Raw genomic sequence first — 16,343 nt, 5'->3', positions numbered from 1 at the left:
TTTGCGGACATGGTGTCTCATTAATCTTGTGCTGAGACATCCACCGACGGAGGAGGGCACGTGACCGAGGTGACCACACGCATGGTCGAGACCACCGACGGGCTGACGCTCGCGGTCTACGAGCAAGGCCCCGCCGAGGCGCCGACGATCGTGCTCGTGCACGGCTATCCCGACAATCACTCCGTCTGGGACGGCGTCGCACAGATGCTCGCCGAGCGGTTCCGCGTCGTCACCTATGACGTACGTGGCACGGGAGAGTCCGGGGTCCCCGACTCGACCGCCGGCTACCGCCTGGCGCAGCTCTCCGCCGACTTCGCGGCGGTCCTCGACGCCGTCTCGCCCGATGCGCCGGTGCATGTCGCGGCGCACGACTGGGGCTCGATCCAGACCTGGGAGTCGGTGACCGATCCGGCTCTGAGCAGCCGGATCGCGTCGTACGTCTCGATCTCGGGGCCGGATCTCGGGATGGCGACCGCCTGGCTGCGGGAGCGGGCACACCTGGGAAGCTCGCTGCGGCAGCTGGCCCACTCCTGGTACGTCTTCGCGTTCCAGGTGCCGCTTCTGCCTGAGGCGATGGTGCGCTCGGGGCTGCTCGCCCGCTTCGTCGGCGGCGGGCCGCGGCCCACGAAGGACCAGGTGAACGGGGTCGAGCTCTACCGGGCCAACTTCCTCGGCAAGCTGCTCCGTCCGGAGCCGCGAACGACCGACGTGCCGGTGCTGGTGATCGCACCGCGCGGCGACGACTACGTGACGGTGCCGCTGCAGACCGAGGCACCCCGGGCGTACGTGACGTCGCTGACCACCCGAGTCATCGAGGGCGGCCATTGGGTGGTCGCCACCGAGCCGGAGCTGATCGCGGCCGAGATCGAGGGCTTCATCGAGAAGGAGGGTGTGCGATGAGCGAGCGTCAGCGAGCGAACATCGGAGCTTTCATCGGGCCGCGTCCGTATTCTGGCGCTTGCGCTACGGAGGTGGCCCGATGAGCGAGCGTCAGCGAGCGAACATCGGAGCTTTCATCGGGCCGCGTCCGTATTCTGGCGCTTGCGCTACGGAGGTGGCCCGATGAGCAAGCGCGGGCACGAGCCGGCCAAGGTGGCGCTGCATCCACGGAACGTGAAGTTCGACTGGAGCAGGCTGCCGCTGGTCTGGATCCCGGGCGAGGTCTTCGCCTCCCACTACATCAACGTGCTGCACCTGCTGCTCCCCGAGGGCGAGCGATGGTTCGTCAAGGTGTTCTCCGAGATCCTCCCGCTGATCGAGGACGACCAGCTGCGTGAGGACGTGATCGGCTTCATCGGCCAGGAGGGCGTGCATGCCGCCGCCCACCAGGAGGTGCAGGACTACTTCACCGACAACGGCCTCGACGTACGTCCGTTCGCGGCCGAGATCGAGGCGCTGTTCCGCAAGATCCTGGGTGACCGCGACCTGACCGGCCGGGCCAAGGAGGAGTGGCTGATCGAGCGCGCCGCGATCATCGCGGGCCTCGAGCACCTCACCGCCGTGCTCGGCAACTGGGTCCTCAACTCGCCCGCGCTCGACGAGGCCGGGGCCGACGAGACGATGCTCGATCTGCTCCGCTGGCACGGCGCCGAGGAGGTCGAGCACCGCAACGTGGCGTACGACGTCTTCCAGCATGTCGACGGTCGCTATCTGCGGCGGGTCCGCTCCTACCTGCTGGGTGGCACCGCGCTGCTGGTGCTGTGGTGGCGCGGGGTCGGCTACCTGATGGACAACGACCCGACTCCGCTCGATCCAGCAGCGCCCGACGCCGAACAGTCCTCTCCGGCGAAGCGGCCGAAGGCGAGCCTGCTCAGGCTGATCGACGCCGAGCGTCGCGGGCTGGCGCCCGGCATCGTACGTATCGGCTGGGCCACTTGGAAGTTCTTCCTGCCCGGCTACGACCCGTCCTCGGAGGGCTCGACCGCCCAGGCGGTGAGCTACCTGGCCAAGTCTCCGGCGGCGCTGCGCGCCGACGCCCTCGCGGAGGCACAGTGAGTCCTGCCCACTACGCGGCCCCGGACATCCCCGACTCGAAGCTCTATCGGGGCTTCGAGGCGATCGTCGGCGGCTACTGGACCAAGGCCGCCTACCGGTCCTGGCGCCGCCGCAGGCCGCTCGGCCGGATCGACCGAGACCTGCACGTACGCATCAGCCGCATCGATCAGGAGTGCGCCGACGTCAAGGCGATCTGGGTCGAGCGCGAGGGCGGCGGCGACCTGCCCGCCTGGGATCCAGGCGCGCACGTCGACGTGGTGCTGCCCAGCGGCAGGCTGCGGCAGTACTCGCTCAGCTCGGACCCCGACGACCTGTCCGCCTACCGGATCAGCGTGCGGCTGATCGAGCCGACCGCCGGGGGCGGTGGCGGGTCGGTCGAGGCGCACTACCTCGGCGTCGGTGACCGGCTGGTGCTGAAGGGGCCGCGCAACGCCTTCCCGTTCGTCGACTCACCGGCGGGCTACCTCTTCGTCGCCGGCGGTATCGGGATCACCCCGATCCTGCCGATGCTGCGCGACGTGGTGCGCCGCGGCGTGCCGTACGAGTTCGTCTACACCGGTCGCTCGCGCGAGAGCATGCCGTTCCTCGCGGAGATCCGGGAGATCGTCGGTGACCACGAGATCCAGGTGTGGCCGGACGACGAGCGGGACCCCGGGGAGAGGCAGCGGCCGGATGCTGCCGAGATCATCAGGCTGGCACCCGAGGGAGCCGCGCTCTACTGCTGTGGCCCGATGCCGATGATCGACGCGATCCGCGCGCAGATCCCGGACCCGCAGATCGACACCCTGCACTACGAGCGGTTCTCGCCGCCGCCGGTCCTGGGCGGCCGTCCGTTCCGGGTACGCCTCGCCGACTCGGACACCGAGGTCGAGGTCGGCGCGGAGGAGTCGGCGCTGACGGCGGTCCGCCGGGTGCGGCCGGCCCAGGCGTACTCCTGCCAGCAGGGCTTCTGCGGCACCTGCCGGGTGCGGGTCCTGGAGGGTGAGGTCGAGCACCGCGACCACGCCCTGGCCGACTACGAGCGCGACGGGCACATGATCCTGTGCGTCTCGCGGGCGCGGGGGACCGTGGTGATCGACGGCTGAGACCCGTCGGCTCCGTCGATATCGGTTTGTCCCGTGGGCCGTCGGCTGGTCTGCTTGCCACATGACTGCACTTGCTCTGCCCTCCCTCGACCTCTACGACTCCTGGGCGGCCACCGTCCGCGAGTTCGACGGGGCGCACCTCGATGGCGCCTCGATCCCCGACGAGGAGGCCGCCGACGCGAGTCGGGAGGCGTGCGAGCGACTGGTCGAGAAGACGACGCGGAGCCGCGACCTCTCCCAGCCGCCCGCTCCGGGTCGGGTGCACGACTCCAGCTTCTGGATCACCGACGACGGGGAGGTCGTCGGGTTCATCCAGCTGCGGCACGACCTCAACGAGTTCCTGGAGAACGTCGGCGGGCACATCGGCTACTCGGTCCGGCCCTCGGCGCGTCGCCAGGGGCACGCCCGGCGGGCCCTGGGCTTGGTGCTCGAGGAGGCCCGTCGGCTCGGGCTCCAGCGCGTTCTGATCACCTGCGACGACGACAACGCGGCCTCGGCTCGCACCATCGAGTCGCAGGGCGGCGAGCTGCAGGACGTCTTCGACGGTGCGGCGTACGGGACCGGGCCCAAGCGGCGCTACTGGATCACCCTGTGAGCGAGCGTCAGCGCGCGAACAACGGCCGCGCGAACGAGGACGGAGTCGCCACCGAGGGCGAGCTGGAGTGGGCGCTCGCCGGTGGCTCCGAGGCGCCCGACGAGCCGGTCGAGGAGGTGCTGACCGCGCTGCGCACCACGGGACGTACGCCCGAGGCGGGCGTCGAGGTGCTGCGCGCGGCCGCCTTCCGGCTCGTCTCCGAGGACAGGCTCGACGAGGTCGGACGCGGCTGGCTGGAGCTCCTCGACGCCGTCCGGGCGCACCCCGACGCTCGGTTGGCCGACCTGCCGCCGGCACGCACGGACTGACCCTCAGCCGTCGGTGCGTGCCGTCATCACGCCGAACCCGGCGATGTACTCCTTGATCGGGCGGTAGTACTCGTAGCCGACCCGGTAGGGGCCGGCGGTGCCGAGGGCGGCGAACGCGGCCACCCAGGTCCGGACCTCGTGGGCGGAGTTGCCAGCCTCCGCGGCCATCTCGGCCGGAGTCATCGCGTCGATCGGCGTCAGGTCGCCGGAGGCGAGCACCTTCATCAGGGCCTGGTCCCACTCCGGTGCCAGGTCCTGGATCGGGGCGATGCCGGCGGCGAAGTCGCGGCCGGTCTGGATGACCCGCTCCTGGCGGGCGTCACGGGCGGCGGCGGTGGGGTGGCGGCCGTCGAGGAGCATCGCGCGCTGCTCCTCGGTGGCGGTGGCCCACTGCGGCACCGGCGGGTCGTGAGAGAGCCCGCCGGAGCCGACCACCAGGACCCGCTCGTCGGTCAGGGTGCCGAGGAAGGATCCGATCACCTCGCCGAGCCTGCGCACCCGCGCCATCCGGGTGAACGGCTTGGCGACACCGTTGACGAAGACCGGGATCGTCGGCACCGTGTCGATGCCGCCGAAGAGGATCTCGAGGGGCTGGACGGCACCGTGGTCGATCTCCATCCTGCGGGAGATGGCGATGTCGAGGTCGCGCTCGGCCACCCACTCGGCCAGCAGCTCGGCGGTCTCCGCGGGTACGTCGAGGGGGCCCTCGGTGGTGCCGTAGTCACCGACCCCGACGGCCGCGAAGCCGATGCAGAACGGGGGCATCAGGTCGTGGAAGAAGCCGTTGTAGTGGTCGGGGGCGAAGGAGACGACCAACGTCGGGTCGTACTCCTCCACGAAGCCGCGGGCTGCGGTGAAGGCCGCCTCGACCTCGGCCTTCACCTCGGGCGCGGGGTCGTTGTGCTCCAGCAGCGGGGAGTGGGACATGGTGACGAGGGCGATGCTCATGCGTCGGCTCCTTCGGTGGTGACGTACGAGGCGGCCCGAAGAGTCGCGACGAACGCGACCGAGGCCTGCTGGGCGAGGGATGCTGCGGCGACGAAACGGTCCGGGCGGAGCACGACGAAGCCGCACGCGCGAACGTCGAACCAGTCCTTCAGCGCGCCGGTCGTGTCGCCGACGACGATCGTCCGCGAGCCGGCGTAGCGCTTCTCGGCCCAGGGTCGCTGGGTCTCGGGGAAGAACGCCACCAGCCGCATGCCGAGCTGCTCGGCGGTGGCCAGCTCGTCCGCGGAGAGCAAGCGGGCAGGATCGTTCCCCCAGGCGGCAATGGTCCACCAGTCGCCGGTGACCTCGTCCAGCAGCAGGTCCTTCGCGGAGGCGGTAGCGACCCGGGGCTGGATGAACTGCAACCCGACCGGCGAGGTCTCGCCGGCCGAGTCGACGAACGGCGCCAGCGCGGAGCCCTTGAACGAGACGTCGGAGCGGCCCGGCTCGAGGCTCGCCTGGTCGACGACCACACCTGCCGCGTACCTCGGCATCGGCTTGAACCGAAGCTCGGAGAAGTAGGCCTTCATGGCAGGGCGTACGTTGAGCAGGCTCGCCGCGCGGTCACGCAGCCAGCCCTTGACCGGTCCGCACTTCATGATCGCGCCGGCGGCCATGTTGACATCGATCATGTCCGAGGCGTGCTGGTGACGCTCGTCGGTGTAGGTGTCGAGCAGCGCGTCGCTCGCCTGGCCGCGGAGGATCGCGGTCAGCTTCCAGGCGAGGTTGGTGGCGTCACGGATACCGGAGTTCCAGCCCTGGCCCAGCCACACCGGCATCAGGTGCGCGGCGTCTCCGGCCAGCATGACCCGGCCCTTGCGGAACGAGGTCGCGATCCGGCCGTGGTGGGTGAAGACCCGCTGGTTGACGATCTCGAGGGCGTCCGGGTCGGGCACGTGCCGGCCGAGCAGCGTTCGCCGGAAGGCCGCCGTGTCGACCAGCTCGGTCGGCTCGTCGTCGAAGAGCATGAACTCCCAACGGCGGATGCCGAGCGGAAGGCCGATGGAGACGTAGGGGCGTCGCGGGTCCGCACCCAGGTAGACCGACGGCGTACCGATCGGGTCGTCCTCGACGTCCACCACCAGCCAACGCGTCGAGGGGGACTTCCCCTCGAACTCGACGCCGTGCTTCGTGCCCAGCCAGGAGCGGGTGAAGCTCCGGCCGCCCTCGGCGCCCACGACGTACGCGGCGGTGAGCTCGACCCGCTCGCCGGACCCGGTCACCGCGGTGACGCGGACGTGGTCGGTCTCCTCGACCAGGTCGACGACCTCGTGGCCGAAGCGCAGCTGCGTCCCGGCGAACCGGTCCAGGCCGGCGGCGAGCTCCCGGTCGACCAGCGGCTGGATGAAGCCGTGCTTGCGGACGTAGCCGAACTCCTGGGTCTGGGGATCGTTCGTGGCGAGCACCTGGCCCTTGCCGTTGACGAACCGGACGACGTGGTGGGGAACGGTGTAGGGCTCGATCTGCTCCCACAGACCGGCGGTGGCGAGGGAACGGATCGACTCGTCGTCGAGACCGACCCCGCGGGGGTAGTCGATCAGCTCCGAACGGGCCTCGAGCACGATCGCCGAGGTGCCGCGCAGGCCGAGGAGGTTGGCCAGCGTCAGTCCGACCGGGCCGGCGCCGATGATCAGGACCTCGGTGTCGAGTGTCGTCATCGTCGTCGCCTCAGTTGCTCAGGAAGTCGATGACGAGGCGGTTGAACTCGTCGGCGTGCTCGATCATCGCCCAGTGGCCGCAGCGGTTGATCAGCACGAGCCGCGAGTTGGGGATGTTGGCGGTCAGCCAGAGGCTGGTCTCGTAGTGCAGCACCCGGTCGTCGCGGCCGTGGATGAGCATGGTCGGCGCCTCGATGCTCGGGATCAGGCTGCGATCGACCGTGATCGGGATCGGGGCTCCGTGCGCCAGGCCCTCGACGTAGTTCGCCAGATGGTCGGGGCGTGCCAGTGCGGCCTCGGAGCGCGCCCTGGTCAGCTCGGGGGTCGCGAAACGAGCCTTGTCGTAGGTCATGATCTCGACCAGTGCCCGCATGTTCTCCGGCGAGGCATCCTGGTAGGCCTTGATCAGCACCTTCAGGCCCTCCGAGGGGCCGTCGCCGGGGCCGAAGAGACTACGGGGGAGGCCCTTGCCCAGCGAGGCGCCCATCGTGACCAGGTGGGTGACCCGCTCGGGGTGGAGTGTCGTGAAGCGGATCGCGGTGTGCGCGCCCATCGAGTTGCCGACCAGAGCGGCCTTCTCGATCCCGAGCGCATCGAGGATCGCGACCAGGTCCACGTCGTGGTCCATGTCCTTGGTGGCGACGGCGTCCGAGTCGCCCCAGCCGGGCATGTCGGGAGCGATGACCCGGAAGCCGGCGGCGGCGATGGGCTCGATGTTCCCGGAGAAGTTCGACCATCCCGTGGCGCCGGGGCCGGAGCCATGGAGCATCACGGCCGTCGTTCCGTCGGAAGGGCCGGCCTCGTAGTAGCGGACGTACGTGCCCGAGGGCAGCGTCAGGTCGCGGGCAGCGGACTCCTTGGTGATGGCCATCGTTAGCTCCTAGTGCGTTATTTACACGTTCTAGGTCGATAATTGCACAACCTAGCCCAAGCAATATGACGCCGGTCACCGCACGTTGTCAAGGTCGTGCGGTGACCGGCGCCGTTGGTTGCTAGTTCACTGCAGTGCTGCGGCGATCTGTGCCGCGGCGGCCACCAGCTTGGGGGCCGAGCCGGCCGCGACCTCGCTGCGGTGGGTGATCAGGTTGAGGCAGGTCGGCGGCACGCCCTCGGCGGGCGGGAGCGGCACGGCGACCCCGTAGGCGCCCTGCTCGACCTCGCCGAACGTCTCCGCGTAGCCGAGCTCTCGCGCCGCGGTGACGCTCGCGCGCTCACCGGGCAGCGGCGGCTGCGCTGCCAGCAGCGCGATCCCGGCCGAGCCGCGGCCGATCGGGTGTCGGCTACCGGTCCGGAAGGAGAGGACGTACGCAGCGCCGGGCGGTTCCATGACGGCGAGGGCCACGGCCTCGCTGCCCTCGGCGACCAGGAGCGAGACGGTCGCGCCGAGCTCTTCGGCGAGCTGCCGCATGGCTGGTTCGGCGGCGGCGCGCAGGGTGGTGTGGATGCCGTCAGCGAGAGCGGTGAGCCCGGTGCCGGTGCGGTAGCGGCCGTCGGGACTGCGGGTGACCAGCCGGAACTCGGCCAGGGTCGCCAGCATCCGGGACGCGATCGATCGGTGCACGTCGAGCCTGGTGGCGACCTCCTGGATGCTCAGCCCGTCGCGCGCGGTGGCGACCATCTCGAGCGTGCGTAGGCCGCGGGCCAGTGTCTGGGATCCGGCGGCTGGGCGGGCGGTCTCATCCATGGGGGTCAGCGTAGACGTGGCGGTGGTGGGTGCGGTGGAGCCGCCTGCGCTGGGCTTCAGCGTGACAGCGAGCGGCGGCGCGACACCAGGCTGGAGAGACCTTGGGCGGCCGCCCGGACCTGGGTCACGTGAGCCTCGGGGCGGAAGCGGCCCACCGGACCGGTGATGCTGATCGCGGCCAGTGCTCTGTCGCCGTCGGTGAGGATGGGGGCAGCGACGCACTGGAGACCGGGTGCCGACTCCTCGCGCTCGAAGGCGACGCCGTTCTCGAGGGCCGTGGCGAGCTGACGCTCCAGCAGGCCGGGAGCGACGATCGTGTGCGGCGTACGCCGTTCCAAGGGGCTGCTCAGGACCTCCTGCTGCACCTCCGGATCGGAGAACGCGAGCAGGACCTTGCCGATCGCGGTGCAGTGGACGGGCATCCGACCGCCCGGCCGGGAGGGTGACTTGGCCTGACGGTGGCCGCCGATCTTGGCGACGTAGACGACGTCGTGCCCTTCGCGTACGCCCAGGTGAACCGTCTCGTGGGTGCGCTCGTAGAGGTCCTGGAGGAACGGCATCGCCAGCTCCAGGAGGGAGCGCTCCACCGAGGCACGCATGCCCAGCTCGAAGAGTCCGCCGGAGAGGCGGTAGCCCAGCGGCGTACGGTCCAGCAGCCGGTTGGTCACCAGGTCCCCGGCCACCCGGTGGACGGTGGCCTTCGGGAGGTCGGTGCGGCGGACGAGCTCGGCCAGCGGGAGCACCTGGTCGTCGACCGTGAAGGCCCGCAGGATGGTCACCGCCTTGCCGAGCACGGTGTCGAGATCGGCAGACGGCTGAGGCATGGGATCACCGTACCGGTCAGCGGGACGCGGGCGCTCCTGATCAGGTGGGATGCTGAGACCGTGGGGACATGAACCACGTGATCTCCCCGCCCGAGACTTCGGGCGACGCTGCCGTCGCGGCGGCCGCCGACCGGCTGCTGACCGCCGCCGCCACGGGCACCCCGGTGCCGCCGATGCGGGACCTGCTGGGTGCGACCGATCTGGCGACCGCGTACGCGATCCAGGAGCGGCTCACCGCCGCCCGCGTCGCCGGTGGCGCCACGATCGTGGGCCGCAAGATCGGGCTGACCTCGAAGGCGGTCCAGGAGCAGATCGGTGTGGACACCCCCGACTTCGGTGTGCTCTTCGACGACATGGCGTACGCGGACGGGGATGTTCTCCCCGCCGACGCGATCCTGCAGCCGCGGGCCGAGGCCGAGATCGCCTTCGTGCTCGCCTCCGACCTGGCCGACGGCGACCTCTCCTACGACCAGGTGCGCGAGGCCATCGACTACGCCGTCGCGGCCATCGAGATCTGCGGCAGCCGGATCGCCGACTGGAAGATCGCCTTCGGCGACACCGTCGCCGACAACGCCTCGGCAGGGGCGTACGTCCTCGGGACCGAGCGCCGCAGGCTCGACGAGTTCGAGCCTCGCGAGGTCACCATGTCGATGTCGATCGACGACGAGGAGGTCTCGACCGGCACCGGCGCAGCCTGCCTGGGCGACCCGGTCAACGCCGTCCAGTGGCTGGCCCGCTACGCGCGCGACTTCGGTGAGCCGCTGCGCGCCGGCCAGCTCATCCTCTCCGGCGCGCTCGGCCCGATGCGGCCGATCGCCGCCGGCAACACCGTTCGTTCCACCGTGTCGGGCCTCGGCTCGGTGACCTTCACCGTAGGGAAGTGACGTCCATGAGTAAGACGAAAGTGGCGATCATCGGGTCCGGCAACATCGGCACCGACCTGATGATCAAGGTGATGCGTACGTCGCAGCACCTGGAGATGGGCGCGATGGTCGGCATCGACCCCGACTCCGACGGCCTGGCGCGGGCGGCGAAGTTCGGCTTCGCGACGACGTCCGACGGCGTCGAGGGGCTGATCGGGCTGCCGGAGTTCGACGACATCGAGATCGTCTTCGACGCGACCTCCGCCAAGGCGCACGTCGCCAACGCGGCCGCTCTGGAGCCCTACGGCAAGCGCCTGATCGACCTGACCCCGGCGGCCATCGGTCCGTACGTCATCCCGGCCGTCAACATCGACGAGCACATCGACGCGCCCAACGTGAACATGGTGACCTGCGGTGGGCAGGCGACGATCCCGATCGTGGCCGCGGTCGCGCGGGTCGTCCCGGTGGCCTACGGCGAGATCGTCGCCTCGATCTCCTCGCGCTCCGCCGGTCCCGGCACCCGAGCCAACATCGACGAGTTCACCGAGACCACCTCGGGCGCGATCGTGCAGGTCGGTGGCGCCAAGCGCGGCAAGGCGATCATCATCCTCAACCCCGCCGAGCCGCCGTTGATCATGCGAGACACGGTCTATGCGCTGGTCGAGGGCGGTTCCCGCTCCCTGGAGGAGCTGACCGCGGAGATCACCGAGTCGGTCGAGAAGATGGTCGGTGACGTCGCTGCGTACGTCCCGGGCTACCGGCTCAAGCAGAAGGTCCAGGTCCATCCGATCCCTGACGACCAGCCCGTGGAGACGCTCCTGGCGGACGGCGAGACGACCCGGCCCACGCATCAGGTGTCGGTGTTCCTCGAGGTCGAGGGCGCCGCACACTACCTCCCTGCCTACGCGGGGAACCTCGACATCATGACCTCGGCCGCCTTGCAGATGGCTGACAGGATCGCCGCTTCCAAGGAGGCCGCCAAGTGAGCACGCCCATCTACGTCCAGGAAGTCTCGCTGCGCGACGGCATGCACGCCGTACGCCACCGGATCACGCCCGAGGACGTCAAGCGGATCGTGATCGCCGCCGACGAGGCCGGCGTCGACGCCATCGAGGTCGCCCACGGCGACGGCCTGACCGGCGGCTCGGTCAACTACGGTCCCGGTTCCAACTCCGACTGGGAGTGGATCGAGGCGGCCGCCTCGGTCATCAAGAACGCCCGGCTGACCACCCTGCTGCTCCCCGGCGTCGGCACGATCGAGGACCTGCGTCGCGCCTATGACCTCGGCGTACGTTCGGTGCGCGTCGCGACCCACTGCACCGAGGCCGACGTCTCGGCCCAGCACATCGCCGCCGCCCGCGAGATGGGGATGGACGTCTCCGGCTTCCTGATGCTCTCGCACATGGCGCCGCCCGAGCAGCTCGCCGAGCAGGCGAAGCTGATGGAGTCCTACGGCGCCCACTGCGTCTACATCACCGACTCCGGCGGCCGGCTGACGATGAACGACGTCCGCGACCGCGCCCGGGCCTACCGCGACGTACTGAACGACGAGACCGAGATCGGCATCCACGCCCACGAGAACCTCTCGCTGTCCGTGGCCAACTCGGTCGTCGCGGTCGAGAACGGCGTCTACCGCGTCGACGCCTCCCTGGCCGGCCACGGTGCCGGCGCCGGCAACTGCCCGATCGAGGCGTTCATCGCCGTCGCCAACCTGTCGGACTTCAAGCACAACTGCGACCTGTTCAAGCTCCAGGACGCCGCCGACGACATCGTCCGCCCCCTCCAGGACCGCCCCGTGCGTGTCGACCGGGAGACGCTGACGATGGGCTACGCCGGCGTCTACTCGTCCTTCCTCCGCCACGCCGAGAACGCCTCCGCCCGCTACGGCGTCGACACCCGCGACATCCTCATGGAGTGCGGCCGCCGCGGCCTGGTCGGTGGCCAAGAAGACATGATCGTCGACATCTGCCTGACCAAGCTCGCCGAGCGCGAGGAAGCCGCGAGCTGAGTTTGTCCCAGACCCTGGGAGCGCCAGGCGTACGTGGTGCGCCTGGCGCTCCCAGGGTTACCGTCGGTCTGTGGTCGAGACCCCGGAAGAGCAGAGGGAGCGGGAGCGGCGCGAGGACGCTGCTCGACTGCTGCGCGCTCACCTGCTCATGCAGGACGGTGTCGCGAGCCACGCGCAGCTGACTGCCGGCGGGATGACGAAGGCCGACATCGAGCGGCGGTTGCGACGCAAGGAGCTCCGCCGTGTGCACCCGCGGGTCTACGTCGACCACGCCGGCCCGATGACCTGGCGCCAGCGTGCCTGGGCCGCCGTCCTCTACGCCGAGCCCGCCTACCTGTGCTGGACCAGCGTCGAGGAACCACGCAGGCGCGACGACGGTGCACCGATCCACGTCGCCGTCGATCACAGCCGCCGGATCCGGCCGCAGGACGGCATCGTCATCCATCGGATGAAGGGCCTGGAACAGCGCGCCTATGGGGGCTCGCCGCCCCGTCTCACGGCCGAGGACAACGCACTGGCGATGGCGCACGAGGCTGTCACGGACATCGACGCGATCGCCCGGCTCGCGGAGGCGGCCGGGAGGAGCTACGTCACCGCTGACTCCCTCCGCGCCGCCCTCGACCGCTATCCATCCGTACGCCGCCGCGCGCTCCTCGCCGGCCTGATCGACGACCTCGAGGCCGGCACCCATTCCGTGCTCGAGCACGGCTACCTGACCAGAGTCGAGAGAGCGCACGGCCTGCCCGTCGGGGCACGCCAGGCACCACGATCCGGCCCGGCCGGGAACCAGTTCCGGGACGTCGAATACGTGGCGTACCGCCTCGTCGTCGAGCTCGACGGCGCTGTCGGTCACGAGTCCTGGCGCGACCAGTCCCGCGACGCCGACCGCGCGCTCGACGATCTCGCGTCGGCCGGCGTGCTCACTGCCCGGCTCCGCTTCCATCAGGTCTTCGACACTCCCTGTCACACCGCCACCAGGATCGCCAGGATCCTGAGACGCAACGGTTGGAACGGCACGATGAAGGCCTGCGGCGAGGCGTGCCGCATGAAGGAGGCTTGACCGAACCCGGGGAGCGCGAGGCGTACCAGGTGCGCCTGGCGCTCCCCGGGTTGGGCTATCGCCTCGGCGGCACGGCCACTCGGTCGAGGTCTCGGGCGATCGTCAGCGGTCCGTCGTACGCCACGCGCGCCTCGGCCTCGAAGGCCCGTTCGAACTCGCCGTTCTCGGAGTCCGGGTAGCGCTGCGAGAAGTGGGTGAGGACGAGGTGACGTACGCCGGCAGCAGCCGCGATCTCGGCCGCCTGTAGAGCAGTGAGATGGCCGTATTCGGCCGCCAGGTGCCGATCGGGATCGAGAAAGGTGGACTCGATGACCAGTAGGTCGACGCCGTCCGCGAGGTCAGCGGCGGCGTCGCACAACCGGGTGTCCATCACAAACGCCATCGACTGCCCTCGGCGTGGAACGGTCACGTCTGCGAGGTGAACGACGCGGCCGCCCGACTCGATCACGCCGTCCCGTTGCAGTCGACCGACGGCAGGTCCGCTGAGACCCGCTTCGGCGAGCTTCGCGGTGTCGAAGGAACGGCCGTCGGGCTCGTCGAGCCGGTAGCCGAAGGCCTCGATCGTGTGGTCGAGACGCCGCGCGGTGAGCCACGTGCTCGACTCGGCGGGGAGCCGATCGACCGGGCCGTCCGCGACGAGGCCCTGCAGCACCAGCTGTTCGCGGTGATGGAAAGCAGTGGAGTCACACAGGTTCCGCACCCACTTCTCGCCGGACGCCGGGAACGAGATGGGCACCTCGCGTGGCGAGCCGTCGAGGCTGATCCGTTGCACCATGCCGGCCAAGCCGAGGCTGTGGTCACCGTGGAGATGGGTGATCGCGATCCGGGTCAGGTCGGACGCGGCGACGCCGGCCCGTGTCATCTGACGCTGAGTACCTTCGCCGGGGTCGAACAGGATCGTCTCGTCGTCCCAGTGGAGCACGTAGCCGTTGTGGTTTCGGCGCTTGGTCGGCACCTGGCTCGCAGTGCCGAGCACGACGAGCTCGCGGGCAGAGGTGCGGGGCACGGAAGGATCCTTTGACGAGTCGTGGCCGGCCATCGTTGGCGACGGCCGTTGGACGAACAGTAGGGCGCTGCCCGTGTCATGGCGACTGGTTTCACAGCGTGCCCTGAGCAGTTTCCACTCGCAGATCGATACGGTTACAGGCATGTTCGGCATCGAGGGATTCGATCCGGAGTGGAAGAGCGGGGCGCGCTCTCTCTGGCACCTCCATGGAGCGGACCTGAGTGGGCTCGTCGGCCGGCGTCTCCGTGCATGCTGGCTGGTGTGGGACTCGAGTGACGACTCATGGTTCGCCGACGCGCCGGTCGTCCTCGACTTCGAAGGTCGCCATCTGGAGATCTGTCATAACAAGTTCGACGAGCTCGACATTGCGTGGAACCGGATCGACCTCCTGCGCCCGATCCTTTGGCGCTATGACGATGACGGACCGATGCCGTTGTCCTGGTGCGATGACCGTGCCCCCGAACTCGATCGGTTCCGTGGCCGGGTTCTGCGTCGATGCACGCTTGAAGAGTGGGTCGACGACGATGTGGCCAACGGAATGGTCGCGGTCGGATTCACCTTCGACAACGGCGGCTTCCTGGTGAGTAACGGGCTGGATGAGAACCAGATCGATGTGCGACCAGTGGGCTCGCACTTTCGGCGGGTTGGCTGATCCTGGCTACGCGGACTCTCGGGGTTCGTCGTGCGCTTCTGCTTCGGGAGCCTCATCGGAACACGTTCTTGCGTATCGCGAAATCGCGATACGCAGGCGCTATCGTGTTTTCGCGATATCCTGTTTCTATCGGAAAATAACGATAATGGGAGCAAGTGAGATGAGTAGAGCGCGAATGCGGGCGCCCGCCGACTTCGGGCTGGCGATTCAGCAGGCAAGGTTGGCCGGCGGCATGACGCAGACGGATCTGGCGGCTGCGGTCGGGGTGCCACAGAGCACGGTCAGCGACGTCGAATCAGGCAAGTCGACGATCTACATGCGCCGCCTCCTCGACATGATGCGTGCAACCGGGGTCGAGCTCACTGCCACCTGGGAGGACGAGCGGGATGCGGCTCGCGGTTGAGCTCTACGGCACGATCGTCGGCGAGCTGATCGGCCAGCCTACGACGTACGACTTCGTCCCGAGCGATGACGGAGTCGAGCGCTTCGGTGCGAACAGCACGGTGCTCTCGGTCGCTGTTCCGCTGGTCGCCGTATCGCGCAAGCATCAGGCCTCGCGGCGCCGCAACTGGTTCGCCGAGCTGCTGCCCGAGGGGGATCAGTACGACTACATGCTGCGTCAGGCGGGACTACGGCGCGGGGACACCTTGGGGTTCCTCGCTCGCTACGGTCGTGATGTCGCAGGAGCCCTCCAGATCTGGGATCTCGACGACCCGACGGAGCCGAAGACGCCGTCGCTACGACCTGTCGACGATGCCGGAGTCCGGCAACTGCTGGAGGACCCGGTCGGTGCGCCGCTGGCCAACGAGTCGTTGCTCGGGAAGTCGTCTCTCGCGGGCGTTCAGCCGAAGGTCGTCCTCGTTCGTCACGACGGCGGGTGGGCACGGGCCCTGGGTGGCCATCCGACGAGCCACATTCTCAAACCGCGGTTGGAACGGCGTCCGAGCGTGATCTTCGACGAGGAGTACGGCGCCAGGATCTCGCGAGCGCTCGGGCTGGCCGGTCACAACACCTGGATCGAGGACTTCGATGGTCTGCCGACACTGGTCATCGAGCGCTTCGACCGCTCGGCGACCGGACGGATTCACCAGGAGGATTTCAGCCAGGCGCTGGGGGCGTCCGGAGATCAGAAGTATCAGGAGTTCGGCGGTCTGGTGAGCCTGCGCCGTATCGCCGACACACTCCAGCGGGCCACACAGACGGCTGACTTGGTGACCCTTGCGCGGATGGTCGTGCTCGCGGTCGCCGTCGGCAACCTCGACATGCACGCGAAGAACCTTGGCATCCTCCATCCGCTCGACGACGACCCCCGCCTCGCACCTGCCTATGACGTCGTTCCTCAGACCCATATCCCCGGCATCGACGGGAAGATGGCTCTCGCGGTCAACGGGACCTACCGCCACGCCGGTCTCACCACGGCTGATCTGGTCACCGAGATCACGAAGTGGGGCCTGCGTCGTGCCGACTCGATCGTGGCCGACTGCCTTGCGGACATCGCGGAGGTGGTGAGGAAAGAGGATCCGCTGGGGGGCGCACATCCGAGCCTCCAGAACGACATCTCGACCTTCGTGCGAAATCTCCGCAACGACGACCCCGTTGGGTGAGCGTGACAGAGTCG

18 protein-coding genes are annotated in these 16,343 nt (G+C 69.3%); 12 read left to right on the top strand and 6 right to left on the bottom strand.

All coding sequences use genetic code 11. The features are described 5' to 3' along the window. Positions 1-60: 60 nt before the first annotated feature. The 5 genes from WBG06_RS03110 (at position 61) to WBG06_RS03090 (ending at position 3,983) form a co-directional block, all read left to right on the top strand. Complete coding sequence (locus WBG06_RS03110) at positions 61-900, top strand: alpha/beta fold hydrolase (RefSeq protein ID WP_336735049.1); 840 nt, start codon at positions 61-63, stop codon at positions 898-900. Between the two features lie 162 nt (positions 901-1,062). After that, positions 1,063-1,995, top strand: a complete 933-nt coding sequence (locus WBG06_RS03105) for a metal-dependent hydrolase (RefSeq protein WP_336735048.1) — start codon at positions 1,063-1,065, stop codon at positions 1,993-1,995. Continuing rightward, on the top strand, positions 1,992-3,080 hold the full coding sequence (locus WBG06_RS03100; RefSeq protein WP_336735047.1) for a PDR/VanB family oxidoreductase: 1,089 nt from the start codon (positions 1,992-1,994) through the stop codon (positions 3,078-3,080). The genes WBG06_RS03105 and WBG06_RS03100 overlap by 4 nt, the downstream gene beginning before the upstream one ends. Positions 3,081-3,141: 61 nt before the next feature. Continuing rightward, on the top strand, positions 3,142-3,675 hold the full coding sequence (locus WBG06_RS03095; RefSeq protein WP_336735046.1) for a GNAT family N-acetyltransferase: 534 nt from the start codon (positions 3,142-3,144) through the stop codon (positions 3,673-3,675). Beyond that, the gene (locus WBG06_RS03090; RefSeq protein ID WP_336735045.1) at positions 3,672-3,983 is read left to right on the top strand and encodes a hypothetical protein; all 312 of its coding nucleotides are present in this window, start codon (positions 3,672-3,674) and stop codon (positions 3,981-3,983) included. Before WBG06_RS03095 ends, WBG06_RS03090 begins: the two co-directional genes overlap by 4 nt. 3 nt (positions 3,984-3,986) lie before the next feature. On the opposite strand, the gene WBG06_RS03085 is transcribed toward WBG06_RS03090, so the two are convergent. From WBG06_RS03085 to WBG06_RS03065, 5 genes are all read right to left on the bottom strand, one after another. Then, complete coding sequence (locus WBG06_RS03085; RefSeq protein ID WP_336735044.1) at positions 3,987-4,931, bottom strand: 3-carboxyethylcatechol 2,3-dioxygenase; 945 nt, start codon at positions 4,929-4,931, stop codon at positions 3,987-3,989. Beyond that, complete coding sequence (mhpA, locus tag WBG06_RS03080; protein WP_336735043.1) at positions 4,928-6,628, bottom strand: bifunctional 3-(3-hydroxy-phenyl)propionate/3-hydroxycinnamic acid hydroxylase MhpA; 1,701 nt, start codon at positions 6,626-6,628, stop codon at positions 4,928-4,930. The genes WBG06_RS03085 and mhpA overlap by 4 nt, the downstream gene beginning before the upstream one ends. Positions 6,629-6,638: 10 nt before the next feature. After that, positions 6,639-7,499, bottom strand: coding sequence for an alpha/beta fold hydrolase (locus WBG06_RS03075; protein WP_336735042.1), 861 nt, complete (start codon positions 7,497-7,499; stop codon positions 6,639-6,641). A gap of 126 nt (positions 7,500-7,625) precedes the next feature. Beyond that, on the bottom strand, positions 7,626-8,312 hold the full coding sequence (locus WBG06_RS03070) for an IclR family transcriptional regulator (RefSeq protein WP_336735041.1): 687 nt from the start codon (positions 8,310-8,312) through the stop codon (positions 7,626-7,628). Positions 8,313-8,368: 56 nt separating this feature from the next. Then, positions 8,369-9,136 carry an IclR family transcriptional regulator gene (locus tag WBG06_RS03065; RefSeq protein WP_336735040.1) on the bottom strand — a complete coding sequence of 256 codons (768 nt, stop codon included), beginning with the start codon at positions 9,134-9,136 and terminating at the stop codon, positions 8,369-8,371. Between the two features lie 68 nt (positions 9,137-9,204). Here WBG06_RS03065 and WBG06_RS03060 point away from each other — a divergent pair, with 68 nt between their 5' ends. The 4 genes from WBG06_RS03060 (at position 9,205) to WBG06_RS03045 (ending at position 13,067) form a co-directional block, all read left to right on the top strand. Then, on the top strand, positions 9,205-10,020 hold the full coding sequence (locus tag WBG06_RS03060; protein WP_336735039.1) for a 2-keto-4-pentenoate hydratase: 816 nt from the start codon (positions 9,205-9,207) through the stop codon (positions 10,018-10,020). Between the two features lie 5 nt (positions 10,021-10,025). After that, the gene (locus WBG06_RS03055) at positions 10,026-10,985 is read left to right on the top strand and encodes an acetaldehyde dehydrogenase (acetylating) (protein ID WP_336735038.1); all 960 of its coding nucleotides are present in this window, start codon (positions 10,026-10,028) and stop codon (positions 10,983-10,985) included. Continuing rightward, the gene (gene dmpG, locus WBG06_RS03050; protein WP_336735037.1) at positions 10,982-12,007 is read left to right on the top strand and encodes a 4-hydroxy-2-oxovalerate aldolase; all 1,026 of its coding nucleotides are present in this window, start codon (positions 10,982-10,984) and stop codon (positions 12,005-12,007) included. Before WBG06_RS03055 ends, dmpG begins: the two co-directional genes overlap by 4 nt. Positions 12,008-12,077: 70 nt before the next feature. Next, on the top strand, positions 12,078-13,067 hold the full coding sequence (locus tag WBG06_RS03045) for a hypothetical protein (RefSeq protein WP_336735036.1): 990 nt from the start codon (positions 12,078-12,080) through the stop codon (positions 13,065-13,067). A gap of 55 nt (positions 13,068-13,122) precedes the next feature. Here the strand turns inward: WBG06_RS03045 and WBG06_RS03040 are convergent, their stop codons facing one another. Further along, positions 13,123-14,073, bottom strand: a complete 951-nt coding sequence (locus tag WBG06_RS03040) for a ribonuclease Z (protein ID WP_336735035.1) — start codon at positions 14,071-14,073, stop codon at positions 13,123-13,125. A gap of 142 nt (positions 14,074-14,215) precedes the next feature. Here WBG06_RS03040 and WBG06_RS03035 point away from each other — a divergent pair, with 142 nt between their 5' ends. Genes WBG06_RS03035 through WBG06_RS03025 form a run of 3 tightly spaced genes read left to right on the top strand, consistent with a single transcriptional unit; the run spans position 14,216 to position 16,329 of the window. Then, positions 14,216-14,725, top strand: coding sequence for a hypothetical protein (locus WBG06_RS03035; RefSeq protein ID WP_336735034.1), 510 nt, complete (start codon positions 14,216-14,218; stop codon positions 14,723-14,725). Continuing rightward, positions 14,670-15,128 (top strand): helix-turn-helix domain-containing protein, encoded by a 459-nt coding sequence (locus WBG06_RS03030; RefSeq protein ID WP_336735033.1) that lies wholly within the window; start codon positions 14,670-14,672, stop codon positions 15,126-15,128. Before WBG06_RS03035 ends, WBG06_RS03030 begins: the two co-directional genes overlap by 56 nt. Next, a complete protein-coding gene (locus tag WBG06_RS03025) occupies positions 15,112-16,329 on the top strand; it encodes a type II toxin-antitoxin system HipA family toxin (RefSeq protein WP_336735032.1) in 1,218 nt (405 codons plus the stop codon). Before WBG06_RS03030 ends, WBG06_RS03025 begins: the two co-directional genes overlap by 17 nt. Positions 16,330-16,343: the final 14 nt, after the last annotated feature.

The organism is Nocardioides sp. CCNWLW239 (assembly GCF_037137035.1).
Taxonomy (GTDB): domain Bacteria; phylum Actinomycetota; class Actinomycetes; order Propionibacteriales; family Nocardioidaceae; genus Nocardioides.
This window is presented reverse-complemented; position numbering and strand designations above follow the sequence as displayed.